Origin of the sequence: Pseudomonas quebecensis (assembly GCF_026410085.1) — a bacterium.
GTDB lineage: Bacteria > Pseudomonadota > Gammaproteobacteria > Pseudomonadales > Pseudomonadaceae > Aquipseudomonas > Aquipseudomonas quebecensis.
In genome coordinates, this window is the sequence record NZ_CP112866.1 from 1,345,751 (window position 1) to 1,363,673 (window position 17,923).

At 59.9% G+C, this 17,923-nt stretch carries 20 protein-coding genes; 6 read left to right on the forward strand and 14 right to left on the reverse strand.

Going from position 1 to position 17,923, the window contains the following annotated elements; genetic code table 11:
* Positions 1-105: 105 nt before the first annotated feature.
* From OSC50_RS06375 to OSC50_RS06390, 4 genes are all read right to left on the reverse strand, one after another.
* Positions 106-1,938: an ABC transporter ATP-binding protein gene (locus tag OSC50_RS06375; protein WP_181076023.1), complete on the reverse strand. Its 1,833-nt coding sequence runs from the start codon at positions 1,936-1,938 to the stop codon at positions 106-108.
* Between the two features lie 82 nt (positions 1,939-2,020).
* A complete protein-coding gene (locus tag OSC50_RS06380) occupies positions 2,021-2,584 on the reverse strand; it encodes a peptidylprolyl isomerase (RefSeq protein WP_253508849.1) in 564 nt (187 codons plus the stop codon).
* The gene (locus tag OSC50_RS06385; protein ID WP_266246305.1) at positions 2,578-3,390 is read right to left on the reverse strand and encodes an alpha/beta fold hydrolase; all 813 of its coding nucleotides are present in this window, start codon (positions 3,388-3,390) and stop codon (positions 2,578-2,580) included. Before OSC50_RS06385 ends, OSC50_RS06380 begins: the two co-directional genes overlap by 7 nt.
* A gap of 14 nt (positions 3,391-3,404) precedes the next feature.
* Positions 3,405-4,328 carry a PA3225 family LysR-type transcriptional regulator gene (locus OSC50_RS06390; RefSeq protein WP_266246304.1) on the reverse strand — a complete coding sequence of 308 codons (924 nt, stop codon included), beginning with the start codon at positions 4,326-4,328 and terminating at the stop codon, positions 3,405-3,407.
* A 49-nt stretch (positions 4,329-4,377) separates the two neighbouring features.
* Between OSC50_RS06390 and OSC50_RS06395 the strand changes: the two genes are divergently transcribed.
* From OSC50_RS06395 to OSC50_RS06410, 4 genes are all read left to right on the forward strand, one after another.
* Entirely contained in the window at positions 4,378-4,692 is a 315-nt protein-coding gene (locus OSC50_RS06395) for a 3-phosphoglycerate kinase (protein ID WP_181076016.1), read from the forward strand.
* A 150-nt stretch (positions 4,693-4,842) separates the two neighbouring features.
* Positions 4,843-5,442 (forward strand): FMN-dependent NADH-azoreductase, encoded by a 600-nt coding sequence (locus OSC50_RS06400; RefSeq protein ID WP_253508843.1) that lies wholly within the window; start codon positions 4,843-4,845, stop codon positions 5,440-5,442.
* A gap of 203 nt (positions 5,443-5,645) precedes the next feature.
* On the forward strand, positions 5,646-6,521 hold the full coding sequence (locus OSC50_RS06405) for a carboxylate/amino acid/amine transporter (RefSeq protein ID WP_253508841.1): 876 nt from the start codon (positions 5,646-5,648) through the stop codon (positions 6,519-6,521).
* 67 nt (positions 6,522-6,588) lie between these two features.
* A complete protein-coding gene (locus tag OSC50_RS06410) occupies positions 6,589-7,005 on the forward strand; it encodes an Lrp/AsnC family transcriptional regulator (RefSeq protein ID WP_181076010.1) in 417 nt (138 codons plus the stop codon).
* A 24-nt stretch (positions 7,006-7,029) separates the two neighbouring features.
* On the opposite strand, the gene OSC50_RS06415 is transcribed toward OSC50_RS06410, so the two are convergent.
* From OSC50_RS06415 to OSC50_RS06440, 6 genes are all read right to left on the reverse strand, one after another.
* Positions 7,030-7,695, reverse strand: coding sequence for a phenylalanine--tRNA ligase beta subunit-related protein (locus OSC50_RS06415; RefSeq protein ID WP_181076008.1), 666 nt, complete (start codon positions 7,693-7,695; stop codon positions 7,030-7,032).
* Between the two features lie 16 nt (positions 7,696-7,711).
* A complete protein-coding gene (locus OSC50_RS06420) occupies positions 7,712-8,938 on the reverse strand; it encodes an ATP-grasp domain-containing protein (RefSeq protein ID WP_266246303.1) in 1,227 nt (408 codons plus the stop codon).
* A gap of 12 nt (positions 8,939-8,950) precedes the next feature.
* Complete coding sequence (locus OSC50_RS06425) at positions 8,951-10,132, reverse strand: MFS transporter (protein WP_181076006.1); 1,182 nt, start codon at positions 10,130-10,132, stop codon at positions 8,951-8,953.
* A gap of 5 nt (positions 10,133-10,137) precedes the next feature.
* The gene (locus tag OSC50_RS06430; protein ID WP_181076004.1) at positions 10,138-10,455 is read right to left on the reverse strand and encodes a Rieske 2Fe-2S domain-containing protein; all 318 of its coding nucleotides are present in this window, start codon (positions 10,453-10,455) and stop codon (positions 10,138-10,140) included.
* A gap of 12 nt (positions 10,456-10,467) precedes the next feature.
* The gene (locus tag OSC50_RS06435; protein WP_266246302.1) at positions 10,468-11,490 is read right to left on the reverse strand and encodes an iron-containing redox enzyme family protein; all 1,023 of its coding nucleotides are present in this window, start codon (positions 11,488-11,490) and stop codon (positions 10,468-10,470) included.
* Between the two features lie 610 nt (positions 11,491-12,100).
* A complete protein-coding gene (locus OSC50_RS06440) occupies positions 12,101-13,390 on the reverse strand; it encodes a mechanosensitive ion channel family protein (protein ID WP_266246301.1) in 1,290 nt (429 codons plus the stop codon).
* A gap of 193 nt (positions 13,391-13,583) precedes the next feature.
* On the opposite strand from OSC50_RS06440, the gene OSC50_RS06445 reads away from it, so the two are divergent.
* Positions 13,584-14,930, forward strand: a complete 1,347-nt coding sequence (locus OSC50_RS06445; RefSeq protein ID WP_253508829.1) for a DEAD/DEAH box helicase — start codon at positions 13,584-13,586, stop codon at positions 14,928-14,930.
* Between the two features lie 49 nt (positions 14,931-14,979).
* On the opposite strand, the gene OSC50_RS06450 is transcribed toward OSC50_RS06445, so the two are convergent.
* A complete protein-coding gene (locus OSC50_RS06450) occupies positions 14,980-15,255 on the reverse strand; it encodes a hypothetical protein (RefSeq protein ID WP_253508827.1) in 276 nt (91 codons plus the stop codon).
* Positions 15,256-15,409: 154 nt separating this feature from the next.
* On the opposite strand from OSC50_RS06450, the gene OSC50_RS06455 reads away from it, so the two are divergent.
* Positions 15,410-15,811 (forward strand): transcriptional regulator, encoded by a 402-nt coding sequence (locus OSC50_RS06455; RefSeq protein ID WP_253508825.1) that lies wholly within the window; start codon positions 15,410-15,412, stop codon positions 15,809-15,811.
* 44 nt (positions 15,812-15,855) lie between these two features.
* Here the strand turns inward: OSC50_RS06455 and OSC50_RS06460 are convergent, their stop codons facing one another.
* The 3 genes from OSC50_RS06460 to OSC50_RS06470 all read right to left on the reverse strand — a co-directional run bounded on the left by OSC50_RS06460 (position 15,856) and on the right by OSC50_RS06470 (position 17,898).
* A complete protein-coding gene (locus OSC50_RS06460) occupies positions 15,856-16,722 on the reverse strand; it encodes a DUF6279 family lipoprotein (RefSeq protein ID WP_253508823.1) in 867 nt (288 codons plus the stop codon).
* 66 nt (positions 16,723-16,788) lie between these two features.
* Positions 16,789-17,511 carry a TorF family putative porin gene (locus tag OSC50_RS06465; RefSeq protein ID WP_181075992.1) on the reverse strand — a complete coding sequence of 241 codons (723 nt, stop codon included), beginning with the start codon at positions 17,509-17,511 and terminating at the stop codon, positions 16,789-16,791.
* A gap of 207 nt (positions 17,512-17,718) precedes the next feature.
* The gene (locus tag OSC50_RS06470) at positions 17,719-17,898 is read right to left on the reverse strand and encodes a PFL_1563 family small protein (protein WP_003193095.1); all 180 of its coding nucleotides are present in this window, start codon (positions 17,896-17,898) and stop codon (positions 17,719-17,721) included.
* Positions 17,899-17,923: the final 25 nt, after the last annotated feature.

The following is a 17,923-nucleotide window of genomic DNA, read 5'->3' on the forward strand; positions in this document are numbered from 1 at the left end:
CCTGAGCGACGATACACGTCGGTAATCCCCTTACCGCGTTGCCCGTGAGGAGCTTGCCTGTGGCAAGCCCGCTCACGACAACGTGGCCCCTCACCGATCTGTCAGTCAGTCGATACCGACGAAGCCACCGGTTTGATGCTGCCAGAGCCGCGCATACAGCCCGCCATGGGCCAGCAGTTCGGCATGGCTGCCACTTTCGGCGACCGCGCCTTTCTCCAGCACCACCAGGCGGTCCATGCGGGCGATGGTCGACAGGCGGTGGGCAATTGCGATCACCGTTTTGCCTTGCATCAGGGTTTCCAGGCTTTCCTGGATCGCCGCTTCCACTTCCGAGTCCAGCGCCGAGGTGGCCTCGTCCATGATCAGGATCGGCGCGTCCTTGAGCAGCACCCGCGCAATGGCGATGCGCTGGCGTTGCCCGCCGGAGAGTTTCACCCCGCGCTCACCGACGTGAGCATCCAGCCCGGTGCGGCCTTCAGCGTCCGACAGTAAGGGGATGAACTCATCGGCGCGCGCTTTATGAATCGCCCTCCAGAGTTCTTCGTCAGTGGCATCGGGCTTGCCGTACAGCAGGTTGTCGCGGATCGAGCGGTGCAGCAGCGACGTGTCCTGGGTGATCATGCCGATCTGTTCGCGCAGGGTCTCCTGGGTCACTTCGGCGATATTCTGGCCGTCGATGAGGATACGCCCACCCTGCAGGTCGTAAAGGCGCAGCAGCAGGTTGACCAGCGTCGATTTGCCCGCGCCGGAGGGGCCGATCAGGCCGATTTTTTCCCCGGCCTTGATGCTCAGGTTGAGGCCGCCAATGATCCCGCTTTTTTTGCCGTAGTGAAAATCCACCTGCTCGAAGCGCACTTCGCCATGGGGTACGTTCAGGCGTGGAGCATTGTCGCGGTCGGTCACGGCCAGCGGCTGGGCGATGGTTTTCAGGCCGTCCTGGACCATGCCGATGTTTTCGAAAATGCCATTGACCACCCACATGATCCAGCCGGACATGTTGACGATGCGGATCACCAGGCCAGTGGCCAGGGCGATGGCGCCCACCGAGATCAGCGACTGGGTCCACAACCACAGCGCCAGGCCCGTGGTGGTGACGATCAGCAGGCCGTTCATGGTGGTGATGGCAATGTCCATGCTGGTGACCACGCGGCTGGCCAACTGGGTTTTTTCAGTCTGCTCGATCAGCGCTTCCTTGGCGTATTGCTGCTCGTACTGAGTGTGTGCGAACAGCTTCAAGGTGGTGATGTTGGTGTAGCCGTCGACGATGCGCCCCATCAATTTGGAGCGCGCCTCGGAGGAGATCACCGAGCGTTCCTTGACCCGCGGTACGAAGTAACGCAATGCCAGGCTGTAGCAAATGATCCAGCTCACCAGTGGGATCATCAGACGCCAGTCCGCCTCGGCAAACAGCACCAGGGAACTGATGGCATAGATCGCCACGTGCCAGATGGCATCCACTGCCGCCACGGCGGAGTCGCGCAGCGAATTGCCGGTTTGCATGATGCGCTGGGCGATTCGTCCGGCGAAGTCGTTCTGGAAGAAATTCAGGCTCTGCTTGAGCACGTAGCTGTGGTTCTGCCAGCGGATCAGGCTGGTCATGCCGGGGCTGATCGTCTGGTGCACCAGCAGGTCATGCAGGGCGCCGAAGATCGGGCGCAGCAGCAGGGCAACCACGGCCATCCAGATCAGCTCGGTGCTGTGTACCTGAAAGAAGTCCGCGGGCGGCGTGCCCTGGGCCAGGTCGATGATGCGACTCAGGTAGCTGAACAGCGCGACTTCGATCAGCGCGCCGATCAAGCCCACCACCAGCAGGGCGGCGAAGTGCGGCCATACCTGGCGCAGGTAATAGAGGTAGAAGGGCAGGACTTTGTCAGGCGGGGCGGCGCTGGGCGCGTCGCGGAAAATATCGATCAGTTGTTCGAAACGACGATAGAGCATTGGGGTTGACGCCCGCCGGGCGGGCTCTCCTTTCAGGTGCGCGCGCAGCCTTGGGGGCTGCGCGCGGTGCGTCCTGCAGACTTCAGTCGATGCGCTTGGCCGACTTGATCACGACAGGGTCGATTGGCACGTTCTGCATGCCTTGCTTGGTGGTGGTCTGGGAGTTGACGATGATATCGACCACGTCCATGCCCTTGACCACTTTGGCGAATACCGCGTAGCCGGCATCGCGGCCGGGGTCGAGGAAGGCGTTGTCAGCCACGTTGATGAAAAATTGGCTGGTGGCCGAATCCGGGTTCGAGGTGCGCGCCATCGACAGCGTGCCACGCACGTTGTGCAGGCCGTTGCTGGCTTCGTTCTTGATGGGGGCTTCGGTCGGTTTTTGCACCATCTGCGTAGTGAAACCGCCGCCCTGGACCATGAAACCCGGAATCACACGGTGGAAAATCGTGTTGGTGTAGAAGCCTTTGTCGACATAGGCCAGAAAGTTCTTGGTACTGATCGGCGCCTTGACCGGGTCCAGTTCGATTTCAATCTGGCCATTGGTGGTGTCGAGCAGAACGTGCGGCGCCTTGGCCGGCTCTGCCGCCATCAGGTTGGCAGCGAACAAGGCGGAACCGGCGAAGAAGGCGATTTTTTTCAGCATGGGTCAGTGATCCTGGTAGTGGTGTCGACGGTCTTTAGAAAATCGAGCAGGGTCGTGTTAAAGGCGTCGGGTTGATCCAAAGGCGTGGCATGGCGGGAATCTTCGATGACCACCAGTCGCGCATCGGGCAGCAGTTTTACATAGATTTCTTTTTGCGCCACGGGGGTGTAGTCGTGGTCGGCGCTGATGACCAGGGTTGGACAGGCGATCCTGGAAAGTCGTTCCTGCACGCTCCAGCCCACAATCGCATCGAAGCTGGCGAGATAAGCACGTTTGTCGTTTGTTGCCCAGCGCTCGGCCATTTTGCGACGCAGATCGGCCTGCTGCGGTTTGGGAAACAACCGCTCGGCCAGGGCCTTGCCGATGCTGCTCAGGCTGAGCACGCGCGCCAGTGTCCAGCGCTTGGCCCATTGCCAATGGTCATTGACGCTGCGTACCTTGACCTCGGGCGCGCTGTTGACGATGCACAGGCTGCGCACCAGGCCGGGCGCGTCCACCGCCAGCTGAAAGGCGATCATACCGCCCATGGACAGCCCGGCCACATGGGCCGGCGGCAGGTCGAGGTGGTCGATCAGCGCGATCAGATCCGCGCTGAAGCCCGGGATACTGTAACGCTCGCGCGGCTTGTCGGAGCGCCCATGGCCGCGTACATCCACCACGATCAGGCGGTAATGCCGGGACAGTACCGGCACCTGCAGCTCCCAATCCTGGCTGCTGGAACCCAGGCCGTGGATCAGGATCAGCGGAGTACCGTGGCCGTATTCCGTGTAGTGCAGGGTGCAGCCTTGATGGTCGAACCAGGCCATGCACGAACTCCGTTTCAGGCTTGCCGAGGCGCGGCGAAAGGCGCGTCCAGCGGGGCGGTGTCGAAGGTGCGCAGCAATTCGACAAGGATCTGCGTGGCCGGGCCCAAGGGTTTGTCCTTGTTTGAGTACAGAAAGAACGTCGGGTGGCGGCTGCCGCCCTGTTCCAAGGGTAGCTGCTTGAGTACGCCCTCGGCGAGTTCGCGTTCGATCATGTGGCGTGGCAACCAGGCAAAACCCAGGCCGCTGCCCACAAAGGACGCCGCCGTGGCCAGGCTGCCGACGGTCCAGCGTTGTTCGGCGCCGAGCCAGCCCACATCTCGCGGTTGCTGGCGACCGGAGTCGCGGATCACCACTTGCATCTGGCTCTCCAGGTCCTGGAAGCTCAGCGAGCGGTTCATGCGATGCAGGGCATGCTCGGGGTGGGCCACGGCGACGAACTCCACATCGCTCATCTCGGTGCCCAGGTAGCCGGGGATACTGAACCCGCAAATCGCCAGGTCGGCCACGCCTTCGATCAGCAGCTCTTCGACACCGGACAACACCTCCTCGCGCAGCCGCACACGGCAACCCCGGCTTTGCGGCATAAATGCGCTCAAGGCGCGCACCAGCCGGGCGTTGGGGTAGGCGGCGTCCACCACCAGGCGCACTTCGGCTTCCCAACCCTGCTCCATATGGTGGGCAAGGTCTTCCAGCTGGCTGGCGTTCTTCACCAGTTGCCGCGAGCGGCGCAACAGCACTTCGCCGGCATCGGTGAGCACCGCCTTGCGCCCGTCGATGCGCAGCAGCGGCACGCCGAGCTGGTCCTGCATGCGGGCCACGGTGTAGCTCACCGAAGACTGCGAACGGTGCAGCGCTTCGGCCGCCTGGGCGAAGCCGCCATGGTCGACCACGGCTTGCAGCGTGCGCCATTGATCGAGGGTAACGCGGGGCGCTTTCAAGATAGGTTCCTCTTGTCCTAAGCTGGCGGTCCTTATTGGAGACTGCCGAATGAGAAAATTCTGTTGTGTGTTGCTGGCGCTGTTGCCGATGAGTGCGTATGCCTACCCCATCGATGTGACCAAAAAGATCGAAGGCGTGAGCCTGGACTACACGGCGTCCGACGTGGACGATGACATCAGTTCGATTCAACTGAATAACTACGGCACCATTGACGCACAGTGTTCGGTAGTCTTCACCAACGGTCCGGAATCGCCCCGTCGACGTAATGTCTCGGTACCCGCCGGCAAAAGCACAAACACCACGGTCAAGTTCACCCGCTCCATTATCAAGATGCGTATCGCTCTGGAGTGCGCCCCGAAATAGCGCGCCGGTGGAGCGCTCTACAGGGATAGCCGGTTAATCAACAAATTTCTAGATGGGTTATAGCAGTTTTTTGCGCTTTTTAATCGAATCAGCCCTGGATAATCTTTTCTCCATCGACTTACAGCAGTTTCAGATGGAGCCTACAGAGCCATGTCCAACGTTCTGATTATTGAAAGCAGTGCACGTCAGCAGGATTCGATCTCCCGCCAGCTCACCCGGCAGTTCATCGGCCAATGGCGCGCCGCTCACCCGGCGGACCGCATCAGCGTGCGCGACGTGGCCCTTAACCCGGTGCCGCACCTGGACGCGAATTTGCTCGGCGGCTGGATGAAGGCGGCGGAGCAGCGCAATGACGACGAACAGATCTCCCTCGACCGCTCCAACGAATTGACCGATGAACTGCTCGCCGCCGACGTGCTGGTGCTGGCGGCGCCGATGTACAACTTCGCCATCCCCAGCACGCTGAAAGCCTGGCTGGACCACGTGTTGCGTGCCGGTGTGACGTTCAAATACACCCCCACCGGGCCTCAGGGGCTGCTGACCGGCAAGCGCGCCATCGTGCTCACCGCTCGCGGCGGTATTCATACCGGCGCCAGCTCCGATCACCAGGAACCGTACCTGCGTCAGGTCATGGCCTTCATCGGGATTCACGACGTCACCTTCATTCATGCCGAAGGGGTGAACCTGAGCGGTGACTTCCAGGAGAAGGGCATCAACCACGCCAAGGCGCTGATTGCCCAGGTGGCGTGATCCTTTAATCGCCACGTAATCGCCCGGTGTTTATATCGCTCCACGCCAACCCTTCAAGTACGCGTAACGAACCTCCCTTTGCACTTGTTGCTCCTGAGTGCTCCTGCCCGACTGCCGCTATAGCGAGGTCGGGTTTTTTTTGCCTCCAGTTTCGTCCCGCGACGAAAAGCTTTAATGTCCCGCCCATTCGAAACGAGGCGCGCATGGGCTATCTACTGGTTGTCACCCTGATTCAGGCATTTTCCTTCAGCTTGATCGGCGAATACCTCGCCGGTCACGTCGACAGCTACTTCGCGGTGCTGGTGCGCGTGGTGCTGGCCGGGCTGGTATTTATCCCGCTGACGCGCTGGCGTTCGGTGGAGCCTGCGTTCATGCGCGGCATGCTGGTGATCGGCGCGCTGCAGTTCGGCGTGACCTATGTGTGCCTTTACCTGAGCTTTCGCGTGCTCACGGTGCCGGAGGTGCTGCTGTTCACCATCCTTACGCCGTTGCACGTGACCCTGATCGAGGACGCCCTGAATCGGCGTTTCAACTTCTGGGCGCTGCTGGCCGCGCTGGTAGCGGTGGCGGGCGCGGCGGTGATTCGCTTCGACCAGATCACCGCCCACTTCCTGATGGGCTTTTTGCTGCTGCAACTGGCCAACTTCACCTATGCCGCCGGGCAGGTGATGTACAAGCACCTGGTGGCGCGCTACCCGAGCGACCTGCCGCACTATCGACGCTTCGGCTACTTCTACCTTGGCGCGTTGCTGGTGGTGTTGCCGGCGTTCCTGCTGTTCGGCAAGGCTGACTTCCTGCCGGAGGCGCCGCTGCAATGGGGCGTGCTGGTGTTCCTCGGCCTGGTCAGTACGGCGCTGGGCCTGTACTGGTGGAATAAAGGCGCGTGTCTGGTCAACGGTGGCACGCTGGCGGTGATGAACAACCTGCACGTACCGGTGGGCCTGCTGCTCAACCTGCTGATCTGGAACCAGCACGAGCCGCTGGGCCGCCTGGCCTTGGGTGGCCTGGTGATTCTGGCGGCGGTCTGGATAAGTCGATTGGGCGTAAAGCCCGCGCCTGGCGTACAGTCTGCGACGTGATGGGCCTTGGGCGGCGTGAGCGGCGATGAAAGTCTGCTATCGGAAAGAACGGTGTGGGGGCGGCAGAGTGGACAAGATTGATGAACTGATCATTGCGGCCTTGAAGGATGACTCCCGCGTCAGCCTGGCGCAATTGGCGCGGCAAGTTCACAAGTCTCGAACCGCAGTAGAGTCGCGCGTACAAAAGCTGATTGAAAAAGGCGTCATCCTGGGCTTTACCATCAACGTCGCGGAGGGCGATGGCACCTTGCAAGCGGCGTTTTTGATGCTGACGCTCAATGGCAGTCACTGTCACCTCGTGTATCCGATGCTTCAGCAGTTCAGCCAGGTGGTGCATGCCTACTCACTGTTTGGCGACGTGGACATGATGCTCGACGTTCGCTACAGAAGCTTTGAAGAACTGATGGTGTTCAAGGAAAGCCTGTTGAAGATCGAGCATGTGAAGGAAGTGGTGGTCAACCCTGTGCTGAAGGCCTGGCGTTAGGCCCAGGCCATGGCCGGCATGGCTTCACGCATGATCGCGAACGGTTTCAAGAAAATGATGACTCAGGTTCGGCATTTGCTGACGAAGGGTGTCCACGAGTTCTTCGATGACCGCCTGGTTGAATTGGAACGATGTGTCGTCATGTCCCAGGATCACCACCAGCAGCCTCGATGAGTCTTTCGTCAGCCGGAAGTCATGGGCATCGGCGTCCACCTTGCCGATGCTCGCCAACGGCACATCCCCGCAGGTATAGACGATGTCGCCGACAGGAATCGTGATGGGCTTCTTGGCGAACAGCGGGCGTAGCACCCTCGGTTTGTCCGAGCGCATCACATAGATGTCATCCTTCTGGTGATACGTGTGCACGCCGATGCTGACCCCATGCCGGATTGCGACCGCGTTATAGGCATCGACGATATTGTTGATGGGGTAAACGCCTTTGGCGATGAAGCGTCGCAGCAGCTTCTCATTGGCGCTGACGGTATTTTCGTAGCCGAGTTTTTTGAGCTGCCTGGAAAACCCTTCGTAGACGACGTTCGAATCCAGCTCGTTAAGATGCGAGGCCACGTGGTTCAGGTTGCTCTGCAGTACCCCGACGAAGCTCCGATCATCCGAGACGGTGACGTCCTCGATAACGGCCGCGCACGCATTGTTGATGCCCAGCTCGCAAGCTGACTTTTTGATAATCAAACGGCTTCTCATAACCTTAGGCCCACAGTTTTTTTCGCAGATTGGCGGTACTCACGTCCAGTTGCTGCGCCGAGGGGCTTTGCAGCCAGAACAGCCCTGGACAGGTGGCGAAGTCGATAGTGACCGGGGTGGTATCGCCGGCGCGCATGAAATACCGGTGCCCGCAGTAGGCTTCGTCCGCCTGGGCGCTTTGTAAGGCCTGGGGTGACGGCGGCTCGAAGGTTCGGCTTTCATCGGAGCAGAAGAAACCGATCCGGCCATGGCTGATCTGGCTGGCCGCAGCGGCCTGGGGGCGAGGGTGGCCGAGGTAGCTGTCGATCGACAGTGACAGCAAGTCGGGGAGATACACCTGCTGGAACAGCAGGGGCGCGATGCCGCCGTGCAAGCGACCGCCGGCCTCAATCATTACCGGCCCGGCGTCGGACCAAATGATCTCCATATGGATCGGCCCGACGCGTACGCCCAGGGCCGCCGCCGCCTGGCGGGCGTAATCGGTCAGCGGTTGCAGTTCGGGCGCCTGAGGGTCGAGGGTGTCGAGGCTTTCGTAGACAAACATGCTGCCGTTCTTCTGGATCTTGGTGTACTTGCAGACGCTGGCGACGATGTAGGTGCTGCCGAAGGCGACCATATCCACCACGTACTCAGGCCCCGCTATGAACGACTGCACGATAAACCCGAGATTGACTTCGCCGAGGTCGTTTTTCTGCTGCCAGGCGGCGTTTTTCAAGGCGGTTTCCACTTCGCGCTTGCCCTGGGCAAACACCACGCCTTCAGTGGCGGCCGAGTTCAGTGGCTTGACCACATAGGTGGCCGACTCGTCGAGTTTGGCCACCACCTCGCCGATGCGGCTCGGTGAGCTCAGCAGGTGCGAGGCGATGTGGGACAACTGGTGGTGTTTCAATGCCTGCTGCATGGAGAACTTGTTACGGCGCAGGTCGCTGGTGATGCGGCTGTTGCCGGGGATGTCGAGCAGCTCCGTCAGGTAGTCGGTGAGATAGATCGCGGTTTCGCAACCGGCGATCACGGCGCTCAGCGACAAGGTTTCCAGAGTGATCAACAGGCTTTCTTCCCAGTGATACACCTGATCAAAGTTGTCTGCGATCAAGTCTTGGGTGAAGTGTTCCGGCAAGTCACGGGTGGAGATCACGGCGATGCACCGGATGCCCTGCGCGTTGAGCAGGGGGGCATACAGTTTGCCCGTGGAGAACGGGTCAACGATCAATACGGTTTTCACTACTGTCACGTCGTGTATTCCTTATTCCGTGGTGGCGGTGGGCGCGGGGGCCGGGGTCAGGTTCCACGCCAGTACGGCAGTGGCCAACAGGCCGGCGGAGACGATCATCAACAGGCGGGCGCCTTCGAGTCCTAGGAAGCCGGAGGTGGTGAAGAACGTCAGGATCATCGGCGCCGAGCCACTGACCAGCAGGTAGTAGAGCGAGCTTTTGGCCGCGATCACGTCGGCTACCCTTGCGTTGGGCGCCGACTCGATCAAGGTTCTGCGCAATTGGATGCGCAGGCTGTTGATGCAAAAACCCAGCAGGAACGCCGCGGCCATCATCACGTAGAGGTTGTGGAAGTAGACGATCGCCACGTCCGCCAGTATCACCAGCGAGATCGCGCCGTAGCGGTTGAGCTTGATGCGCGGCAACACCGCAGCGCTGAAGGCACCCAGGCCCGCCAGGCCGCTGGCGACCCCGAACAGCGTGGCATTCCACTCATTGAGTTTTTGAAAAACGATGGGCACCAGGCTGTTGAACGCGCCGATATGGAAACCGATCATGCTCAACACGATGATCAGGATATAGAGGTTTCGCGGTAGCTCCAGTGGCCGCGCGGTGGAGGTTGCCGTGGCCTGTTCGGTGGCGTGTTCGTTGGGGCTGTCGGCTACCAGAAGGATGGCCGCGAGCGAGACAATCGCTGCCAGGCTGATGATCTGCAGCGTCTGGTTGACCGAAAACACATCCACAATCAACCCGCCCAGGAGCGCGCCGCCGAAGGCACCGATCTGTATGGAGGTTTGCATCAACCGCGCGCAGGTATCGCTGTCGGTGAGGCCGGCCAGCACCAGCTTGGTATTTTTCGATTCCAGTGTGCTGATGGTGAAGTAGTCGGTCACGCCCACTACGAACGCAATGGCCAGGAAGCCGATCGGTAGCAGGGCGGCCTCGGTAAACGACAAGCCCAGGACTGCCGCAAAGGCCACCAGGCGAATGTACAACAGCCGTTTCAGGCTCAGTTCAATGGTGAAGAACCGGCCGATGTACTGTTCGCACAGATAAGGCACGACGGTCGCCACGCACAAGGTGGCGCCGACCAGGAAGGTCGAACCGGTAGTCTCCAGGCCGAACCAGACCATCGCGATGACAATCGCCATGTCGAGGCCGGTGAAGAGCGTCACGATTGAGTAGAACGCTGTCAGTGTCGATTTAGTCTTCATGAGCTTCATCCGTCGTAGCGGGAAATTTTAAGCAGCGGCACACAACGCTCTGTGTCGCCGACGACCGTGCTGATCCGGTTCCTGACACGCACGGTGGGCAGTGCGCTCTTTTCCAGGTTGCAGACCCTGTAGGCGTTGTCGTGCCAGGGACAGATCACACTTTGGCCGTCGCCTGTCACTTCGCCCATGTGCAGCGGGCCGCCACGGTGGGGGCACTTGGTGGGCAGCAATTGCGTCGAATACGCGTGACGCTTGAGAAAGTAGGTGCGTTCCTCCACGGCCACATAGTTGGCGTGGGAGATATTCAGGCTGATGGCTTTCATGGGGTTGCCCACTCAAATGGCGGTTACGGTGTAGGTGCAGGAGGGACTGCAGATGCGCGTGCCATGCAGCATTCCCTTGGGAATCACAACGCCTTCGCCGGCTTTGAGGCGTACCGTCAGTTCGGGGCTGGCGACAAACTCCAGCTCGCCTGATTCGACCCAGAACAGTTCGTCATTGGGGTGGGTATGCAGCACCGACAGTTCGAGTTCAGTCTCGGTAATCCTCAGGTCCACGGGTTTTTGGCCCTGCAGCGCCGCTGCCTGTGCGCGATGCTGATCCAACTCGTCATGCCATTGGATATGGGCATACAGCTCTTCGTCGGCGATGTCCTGAAGCAGCCTGAACTCTTCGAAGCCGCGTATAAGGTCGGGAATGATCTGGGGGCCGAACTGCTTGATCATGGGCATGATCAAGCGCTGCAGCGCCATTCTTCCGTGGTGTACATCGATGTGGGCATGTTCGTCGAAATAGTCCGTGGAGACGGCGCCGTTGAAGATGGTCTTGATTGCGCGTGACTGGTGCTTGGTCGTCAGTGCCAACGTGGCTTCGGTGTAGTACATCGCGCCGATATAGCGGAACAGTTCGCCGTGGTTGGCCGATACGTAGTGGAAGTAGTTGGTGAGCGACAGCGACGCCGGCGTATAGAACTGCCAGTAATGGTGTACGTGATGGGACATGCCCATGTCCTGGAGCATGTCTTCGAAAATGGTGCTGTGCTTCTTTTTGTCGACGCCGTAGCCATACTCGTCGATCAGGATCTTGAACAATTCGCTGGTGTACACACCGCTGTTGCCCAGTACGTTGCGGGCCATCGCCGATGCTTCACTGAGAAAGTCTCCCGCACATTGCGTCATGAAAAACCTGGCGGCACGTTCCGGCTGGCGACTGGTGGTTAACACTTCATGGAGTTTGGACTCGGAGTGAGCGACGTCGTCCAATACTTTATCGGTGTGGGCGATAAAGGACTCCAGGCACCAAGGGCCGTTGATATGCACTTCTTCCTTGAGCCAGTTGTATAGATAGTGTTCCAACAAGGGCCGGATCTTTTTACCACTGGCGGCGTGAACGGGATCGTAGAAACTTTTAAAAGCCTTTAAATCCAGTTCCAATGGCGCCTTGGGTAAAAAGACCAGATCCTGTTCGTAGATATTCAACAATAACCGCTGTGCCAAGAGATGCTGACTGTTTGAAAGTTGATCGCTGGTCAGGCAGGTGGTAATGATTGAATCGGTGACGTCCTGTGGCCGCGACGGTCGCTGATAAGGGCTTTGGGTATAAAAGTCTTGGGGTTGAGCAAAGGCGGCGGCACCACAATAGTGGGTCAGGGCTTCGGCATTCGAACTTAATACAAAATCTGCTGCATTAACGGAAAGCTGAGTTGTCCATAACATGGCGGGGGCCTTTTGCTGGCGTGGTTCGATGGCCCAGATGCTAAGCAGTTGGTTTTTTTAAAAACAGATTAGAAACAGTGCGCGCACGTAGTGAAATTCACTAAACGCGTAGGAAGAATTTTCTTTGTGGGCTGTGCCGGTTGAAGAATGGGCCGTGGCGGCTACACATAGTGGCGGGCTTTTTTACGGCGGGTGAGTCAGCAGTGGCAGACCTTGGAGCGAGGCGCTTGCCAGTACCTCGCCGGTATCGCTGTCAATGCTCGGAGGATTGCGAGGCGTGGGTATCGCGTGCCAAGGTCAGTATTGCGGTGCGCAAGTCGGTGCCGCTGGGTTGCTGATACAGGTTCAATCCGAATTCCGGCAACACTGCCAGCAGATAGTCAAAAATATCCCCCTGGATGCGCTCGTAGTCCGCCCACACGGTGGTGCGGGTGAAACAGTAGATCTCGAGCGGCACGCCCTCGGCGGTGGTTTGCATCTGGCGGACCATGCACGTCATGTTGGGCTGGATGTCCGGATGACTTTTCAGATAGGCCAGCGCGTAGGCGCGGAAGGTGCCCAGGTTGGTCATGCGCCGGCGGTTGGTCGACAGTTGCGCACTGTGGCCCTGGGCTTCGTTCCACGCCTTGAGTTCGGCCTGTTTGCGGCTGATGTAATCGGTGAGCAGGTGCACCTGGGTCATGCGCACTTCTTCATCGTCACGCAGGAAGCGCACACCGCTGGCGTCGATGAACAGGCTGCGTTTGATGCGACGCCCGCCGGAAACCTGCATGCCGCGCCAGTTCTTGAACGACTCCGACATCAGGCGCCAGGTCGGGATGGAGACAATGGTTTTATCGAAGTTCTGCACTTTCACCGTGTGCAGGGTGATGTCGACCACATCGCCGTCGGCACCGACCTGAGGCATTTCGATCCAGTCGCCGACCCGCAGCATGTCGTTGCTGGTCAGCTGCACGCTGGCGACGAACGACAGCAACGTGTCCTTGTAGACCAACAGGATCACCGCCGACATCGCACCCAGGCCGGATAGCAGCAACAACGGCGAACGGTCGATCAGGGTGGCGACGATGATGATCGCGCCGAACACAAACAGCACCATCTTCGCCAATTGCACATAGCCCTTGATCGAGCGGGTGCGGGCATGTTCGGTGCGGGCATAGATGTCCAGCAGGGCGTTGAGCAGGGCGCTCATGGCCAGCACCAGGAACAGGATGGTGAACGCCAGGGCGACGTTGCCGATGAACAGGGTGGCGGTCTTGCTCAGGTCGGGCACCAGGTACAGGCCGAACTGGATCACCAGTGACGGGGTCAGTTGCGCCAGGCGGTGGAAGACTTTGTTGTGGCGCAAGTCGTTGAGCCAGTGCAGGGCCGGTTGCCGGCCGAGCAATTTGACCGCGTGCAGGATCAGGTAGCGCGCCACCCGACCCAGTACCAGCGCCACCACCAGCAATACCAGCAGGCCCAGGCTCGCGTGCAACAGCGGGTGTTGATCCAGTGCGCCCCAGAGGTCTTGGACGTTACGCCAAAGCTGTTTGATATCCATGGATGAAGCGGTTCCTCGGTAAGACAGGTCGGGGGCGATTAGAGCATCTGAGTGCGACAAAGTTGATGTCATTGACACAATCACGCACAAAAAAACGCCTGATTGGCACCGCTCGCGTAAAGAAACTCGGTTTGGACGCCCGAAACCGTTACCCTATGCAGCTGATATTTTGCATTTCTTCGAGGTAGCACCCGTGTTTTCCCAATTCGCCCTGCACGAACGCCTGCTCAAAGCCGTGGCCGAGCTTAAATTTGTCGAGCCTACGCCAGTGCAGGCCGCGGCCATTCCGCTCGCGCTTGAAGGGCGTGACCTGCGGGTGACGGCGCAAACCGGCAGCGGCAAGACCGCCGCGTTCGTCCTGCCGGTCCTGAATCGTTTGATCGGCCCGGCCAAGGTCCGCGTCAGCATCAAGACCCTGATCCTGCTGCCGACCCGCGAGTTGGCCCAGCAAACCCTGAAAGAGGTCGAGCGCTTCTCGCAGTTCACCTTCATCAAGTCCGGCATCATCACCGGTGGCGAAGACTTCAAGGTCCAGGCCGCCATGCTGCGTAAAGTGCCGGACATTCTGATCGGCACGCCAGGGCGCATGATCGAGCAACTGAACGCCGGCAACCTGGACCTCAAGGAAGTCGAAGTGCTGGTGCTCGACGAAGCCGACCGCATGCTTGATATGGGCTTTGCCGACGATGTGCAGCGTTTGGTGGGCGAGTGCGTCAACCGTCAGCAGACCATGCTGTTCTCCGCCACCACCGGCGGCTCGACCCTGCGCGACATGGTCGCCAAGGTGCTGAACAACCCGGAGCACCTGCAGGTCAACAACGTCAGCGACCTCAATGCGACCACCCGCCAGCAGATCGTCACCGCCGACCACAACGTGCACAAAGAGCAGATCCTCAACTGGCTGCTGGCCAACGAGACGTATCAGAAAGCCATTGTGTTCACCAACACTCGCGCCGCCGCCGACCGCATCTACGGCCGTCTGGTCGCTCAGGAATACAAGGCGTTCGTGCTGCACGGCGAGAAAGACCAGAAGGATCGCAAGCTCGCCATCGACCGCCTCAAGGCCGGCGGTGTAAAGATCCTGGTGGCCACCGACGTCGCCGCCCGTGGCCTGGACGTGGATGGCCTGGACCTGGTGATCAACTTCGACATGCCGCGCAGCGGCGACGAATACGTGCACCGCATCGGTCGCACCGGGCGAGCCGGTAACGATGGCCTGGCGATCTCCCTGATCTGCCACGGCGACTGGAACCTGATGTCGAGCATCGAGCGCTACCTGAAGCAGTCGTTCGAGCGCCGCACCATCAAGGAAGTCAAAGGCACCTACACCGGGCCGAAAAAGGTCAAGGCGTCGGGCAAGGCCGTCGGCGTGAAGAAGAAAAAGACCGACGCCAAGGGAGAAAAGAAGAAAGCCGGCGCGAAGTCGCCGACCAAGCGCAAGATCGCCAACCGCCCGAAGACCGACAACCTGTCGTTGGTAAGCAAGGACGGCATGGCCCCGCTCAAGCGCCGCAAGCCGCAAGTGCCGGCCGCTGAATAAGCCTGAGGCAATATAAAAAAACCGGACGATGTCCGGTTTTTTTATAGGCTCAGTTTTTGGCCTTGGCGGCAGCCTCTTTCAACTCTTTGAGGCGCGCGTCGATCAACTGGCATTTGTCGGGAAACTCCGCGCTTTCGGTGTCCAGGTCCATTTTCTGCAATTGCTGGTTCATCTCCTTGGCTTTGGCCGGGTTCTGTTCGGTGAGCTGGGTGACTTGCCTGGCCAGTTCCTCGCGCTTGGCGGTGGCTTCTTCCGGAGTACAGGCCCAGGCGGGCAGGGCGGTGAGCAGGGCGGCAGCGACAGCCAGCTTCATCAGGGTTTTCATGATCGACCTCCTTGGCGTTAGTAGTCAGTTGAGGGGGCGAACGTCTGGAAAGTTCAGAGAAATACCGCCCGTGCATTCGGCTGAACGGCCGCTGACGTCACAGGTCACACCTGCTGACGGGCTACTTTTCCTCACGCCCGCAGGAGGAATCAGGATGACGACTTACAATTGGGATTTGATCGAACGTTTGCTGCATGAAGTGCAGAACGGCGAGGGTAACTTTGCCCCGCGCAAGTATGCGGAGCAGGAAGCCGCCGATAAGGCCACGGCCGGCGAATCCATCGGTAATCTGGATGCACTGAAAAAAAACGCCGCCGATTATGAGGCGCTGCTGCTCAAGCGCGGCTTTATCCAACCGCGCCCGGAAGAAGAGGGCGGTAACGGTGAAAATTTCATCTTGACCCCGCGGGGTTCGAGTTTGCTGGCGCTGATCGACAGCTCCATTCCCGGCGATGCCCGTTCGCGTCAGATCCTGGACGAACAGGAAGACGCGTTGGACGAAGCGACCTTTGAGCGTGTGGCCTGCGAAGCGGCGAATGCGGGCGGCGCGATCTAAGGTCTGTACGACGCTGTCGTGGCGGGGGGGGGCACCCCGCCCCGTTAGCGCTCAGTGGCCTTCAGGCATTTGAGGGCTTTGAAGTCGCTGCGCACCCCGTCGATTTTCTGAGTCAGTTTCAGCCGCTGTTGCGCAGTGCTGTCCGCCATCAGGTCGATAATCAGGCTGCGCGCCTGCGCTTCCGTCTGCGCGTAGGCCGCTCGGTACTGCGGGGTCCACAGGCTTTCCCGGTCCACCAGCAGCTGCTGCATTTTTTGTGGGAAATCGGCGTTACGGCGTTGCTGCACCGCGTCGATAAACTGCGCCTGCCAATGGGCGCGGTTGCCGATCCACTGCTCATTCTGCTGGCCCAACGCTACCGACCAGGCCATGACCCTCGCTTGCTGGCTGGCGCTGAGCGGGCCCATCCAACTGTCCAGGCGCTTGCGCATGCGCTCGGCGCGTTCCTTTATCTGTTGCTCCAGTGGCGGCTTGAGGTACTCGTCCTGGCGTTTGCGCAGGTCTTTGGCCAGCGCGTCGTTCATCGCGTTGACCTGCTCATCGTCCAATCCCTTCAGCAGCTCGATAGCCGAGGGCGTGATTTCGCGGGCGACCTCGGCGATCGCTCGCTTGGCCTCTGCCGTACGGGCCTGAAGTTCGACGTCGGTGACTTGGTTGCTGTCGACCATCTGTTGCAGGCGGTCGAGCCAGTCCAGATAACCCGGCAATTGGGTGGTGCAATGCCAGGCCAGGTGTTCCTTGAGTCTGTCGTTGAACCAGCTTTTCTGCCCGGCATTCATGTCCAGATAGTCGTTGAGGGTCCAGGGAATGATCACGTCCAGGTTGCGATAGGCCAGGCCCACGCGATTGCAGCCGGCGAGCAGCAGACTCAGGGCCAGCAGTGCCACCGTTAATTTGAGCCGACGCAGCATGAGCGAAACCTTGCGCAGAGGGGATTAGTGCATGTGAACGCTGGCCGGGTCCGACAGTTCAGCCGGTTAGTAAAACGAGCGCACGGCCTTGAGGGTCAGCAGGCCATCGCATTCTGTGTTGTGCCCGGAGTAGGCCGAGCAGTCGCCGCCGCTGAGGCTGGAATCGCTGTAAATCAGGTCCAGGTCGATGCCTTTCCAGGCGCGGGAAAATTGCACCGACCAATCGCTGAAACTGCTGATGGAGCCACCGTTCACCGAGACCGGGGAGCCCAGCTGATGGGTGGTGTACTTCATGCTCACGCCGATACCGAAGGGCTGCGTGCCGCCCAGGTCAGCGAAGAGGGTGCTGTCCTGACGGTCCGGGTCGTTGCTGAATGAGGCGCCGAAGCGATTGCCCAGCAGGTTCAGGCCACCGTAGAACTCCTGGCTGTTCATCGGGCTGAGCGTGGGGTAGCTGTAGTGGATCAGGCCCACTTCATAGCCCAGGGTCTGGTCAAAGGGGTGCTTGAAGCCCATGTAGGAATCGACTTCGAGGTTGCTGGACGATGACAGGCCCATGTTGGGCGAAAATTGGCCGAAGTACAGGCCGCTGTCGTGGCTAAGGTCCAGGCCACCGTGAAACGAATCACTGCCCGGCGACGTCGGTTTGACCAGACCCTGGGCCATGCTGCGGCTGGGGGTGGTGCCCAGCTTGAGGTCGAAGTCGCCCAATTCGCGCTGGAAGATTTGCGCTTCGGCCAGCGGGCTGGCGACCAGGGCAGTGATCAGGAATATGCAGGGTTTGAACATGCTTCACTCCATGAAAAGCGAGGAGCAGTGACGGAGAAAATCGAGCGGATGCCCGTGCTAGACGTGTGCAAGGATACCGGCGAATGGCGGGCGTTGAGCTCCGTTCGTCGATTAGCGTGCTATTGAATGCGATGTGAGGGTGTCTCAGACGCCAGCCCTAGCGCCTTGAAGGCAAGGCGCTCAGGAACCAGGGTGTGGTGCGGGGGGTTACTTCTTGCCCAGGCTGATTTGCTTGGACGGGCCGAAAGTCTGGCCGCTCACGCCCTTGGCAATTTGCTGGATTTCGCCACCGGACTTGAGGAACGCAGCGATCTGGCTGTTGATCGATTCGCTGGTTTCAACGGCGGGAGCTGGCTTTGCTTTGCTGTTGGATGCTTTTACACGCATGGCGGCCACTAACCTGTAGAAAATT

Coding starts and splice junctions, on each gene's coding strand:
- OSC50_RS06375 (WP_181076023.1), bottom strand. CDS start 1,938: ATGCTCTATCGTCGTTTCGAACAACTGATCGATATTTTCCGCGACGCG.
- OSC50_RS06380 (WP_253508849.1), bottom strand. CDS start 2,584: ATGCTGAAAAAAATCGCCTTCTTCGCCGGTTCCGCCTTGTTCGCTGCC.
- OSC50_RS06385 (WP_266246305.1), bottom strand. CDS start 3,390: ATGGCCTGGTTCGACCATCAAGGCTGCACCCTGCACTACACGGAATAC.
- OSC50_RS06395 (WP_181076016.1), top strand. CDS start 4,378: ATGAGAAAATTCTGTTGTGTGTTGCTGGCGCTGTTGCCGATGAGTGCG.
- OSC50_RS06400 (WP_253508843.1), top strand. CDS start 4,843: ATGTCCAACGTTCTGATTATTGAAAGCAGTGCACGTCAGCAGGATTCG.
- OSC50_RS06405 (WP_253508841.1), top strand. CDS start 5,646: ATGGGCTATCTACTGGTTGTCACCCTGATTCAGGCATTTTCCTTCAGC.
- OSC50_RS06425 (WP_181076006.1), bottom strand. CDS start 10,132: ATGAAGACTAAATCGACACTGACAGCGTTCTACTCAATCGTGACGCTC.
- OSC50_RS06430 (WP_181076004.1), bottom strand. CDS start 10,455: ATGAAAGCCATCAGCCTGAATATCTCCCACGCCAACTATGTGGCCGTG.
- OSC50_RS06440 (WP_266246301.1), bottom strand. CDS start 13,390: ATGGATATCAAACAGCTTTGGCGTAACGTCCAAGACCTCTGGGGCGCA.
- OSC50_RS06450 (WP_253508827.1), bottom strand. CDS start 15,255: ATGAAAACCCTGATGAAGCTGGCTGTCGCTGCCGCCCTGCTCACCGCC.
- OSC50_RS06455 (WP_253508825.1), top strand. CDS start 15,410: ATGACGACTTACAATTGGGATTTGATCGAACGTTTGCTGCATGAAGTG.
- OSC50_RS06460 (WP_253508823.1), bottom strand. CDS start 16,722: ATGCTGCGTCGGCTCAAATTAACGGTGGCACTGCTGGCCCTGAGTCTG.
- OSC50_RS06465 (WP_181075992.1), bottom strand. CDS start 17,511: ATGTTCAAACCCTGCATATTCCTGATCACTGCCCTGGTCGCCAGCCCG.
- OSC50_RS06470 (WP_003193095.1), bottom strand. CDS start 17,898: ATGCGTGTAAAAGCATCCAACAGCAAAGCAAAGCCAGCTCCCGCCGTT.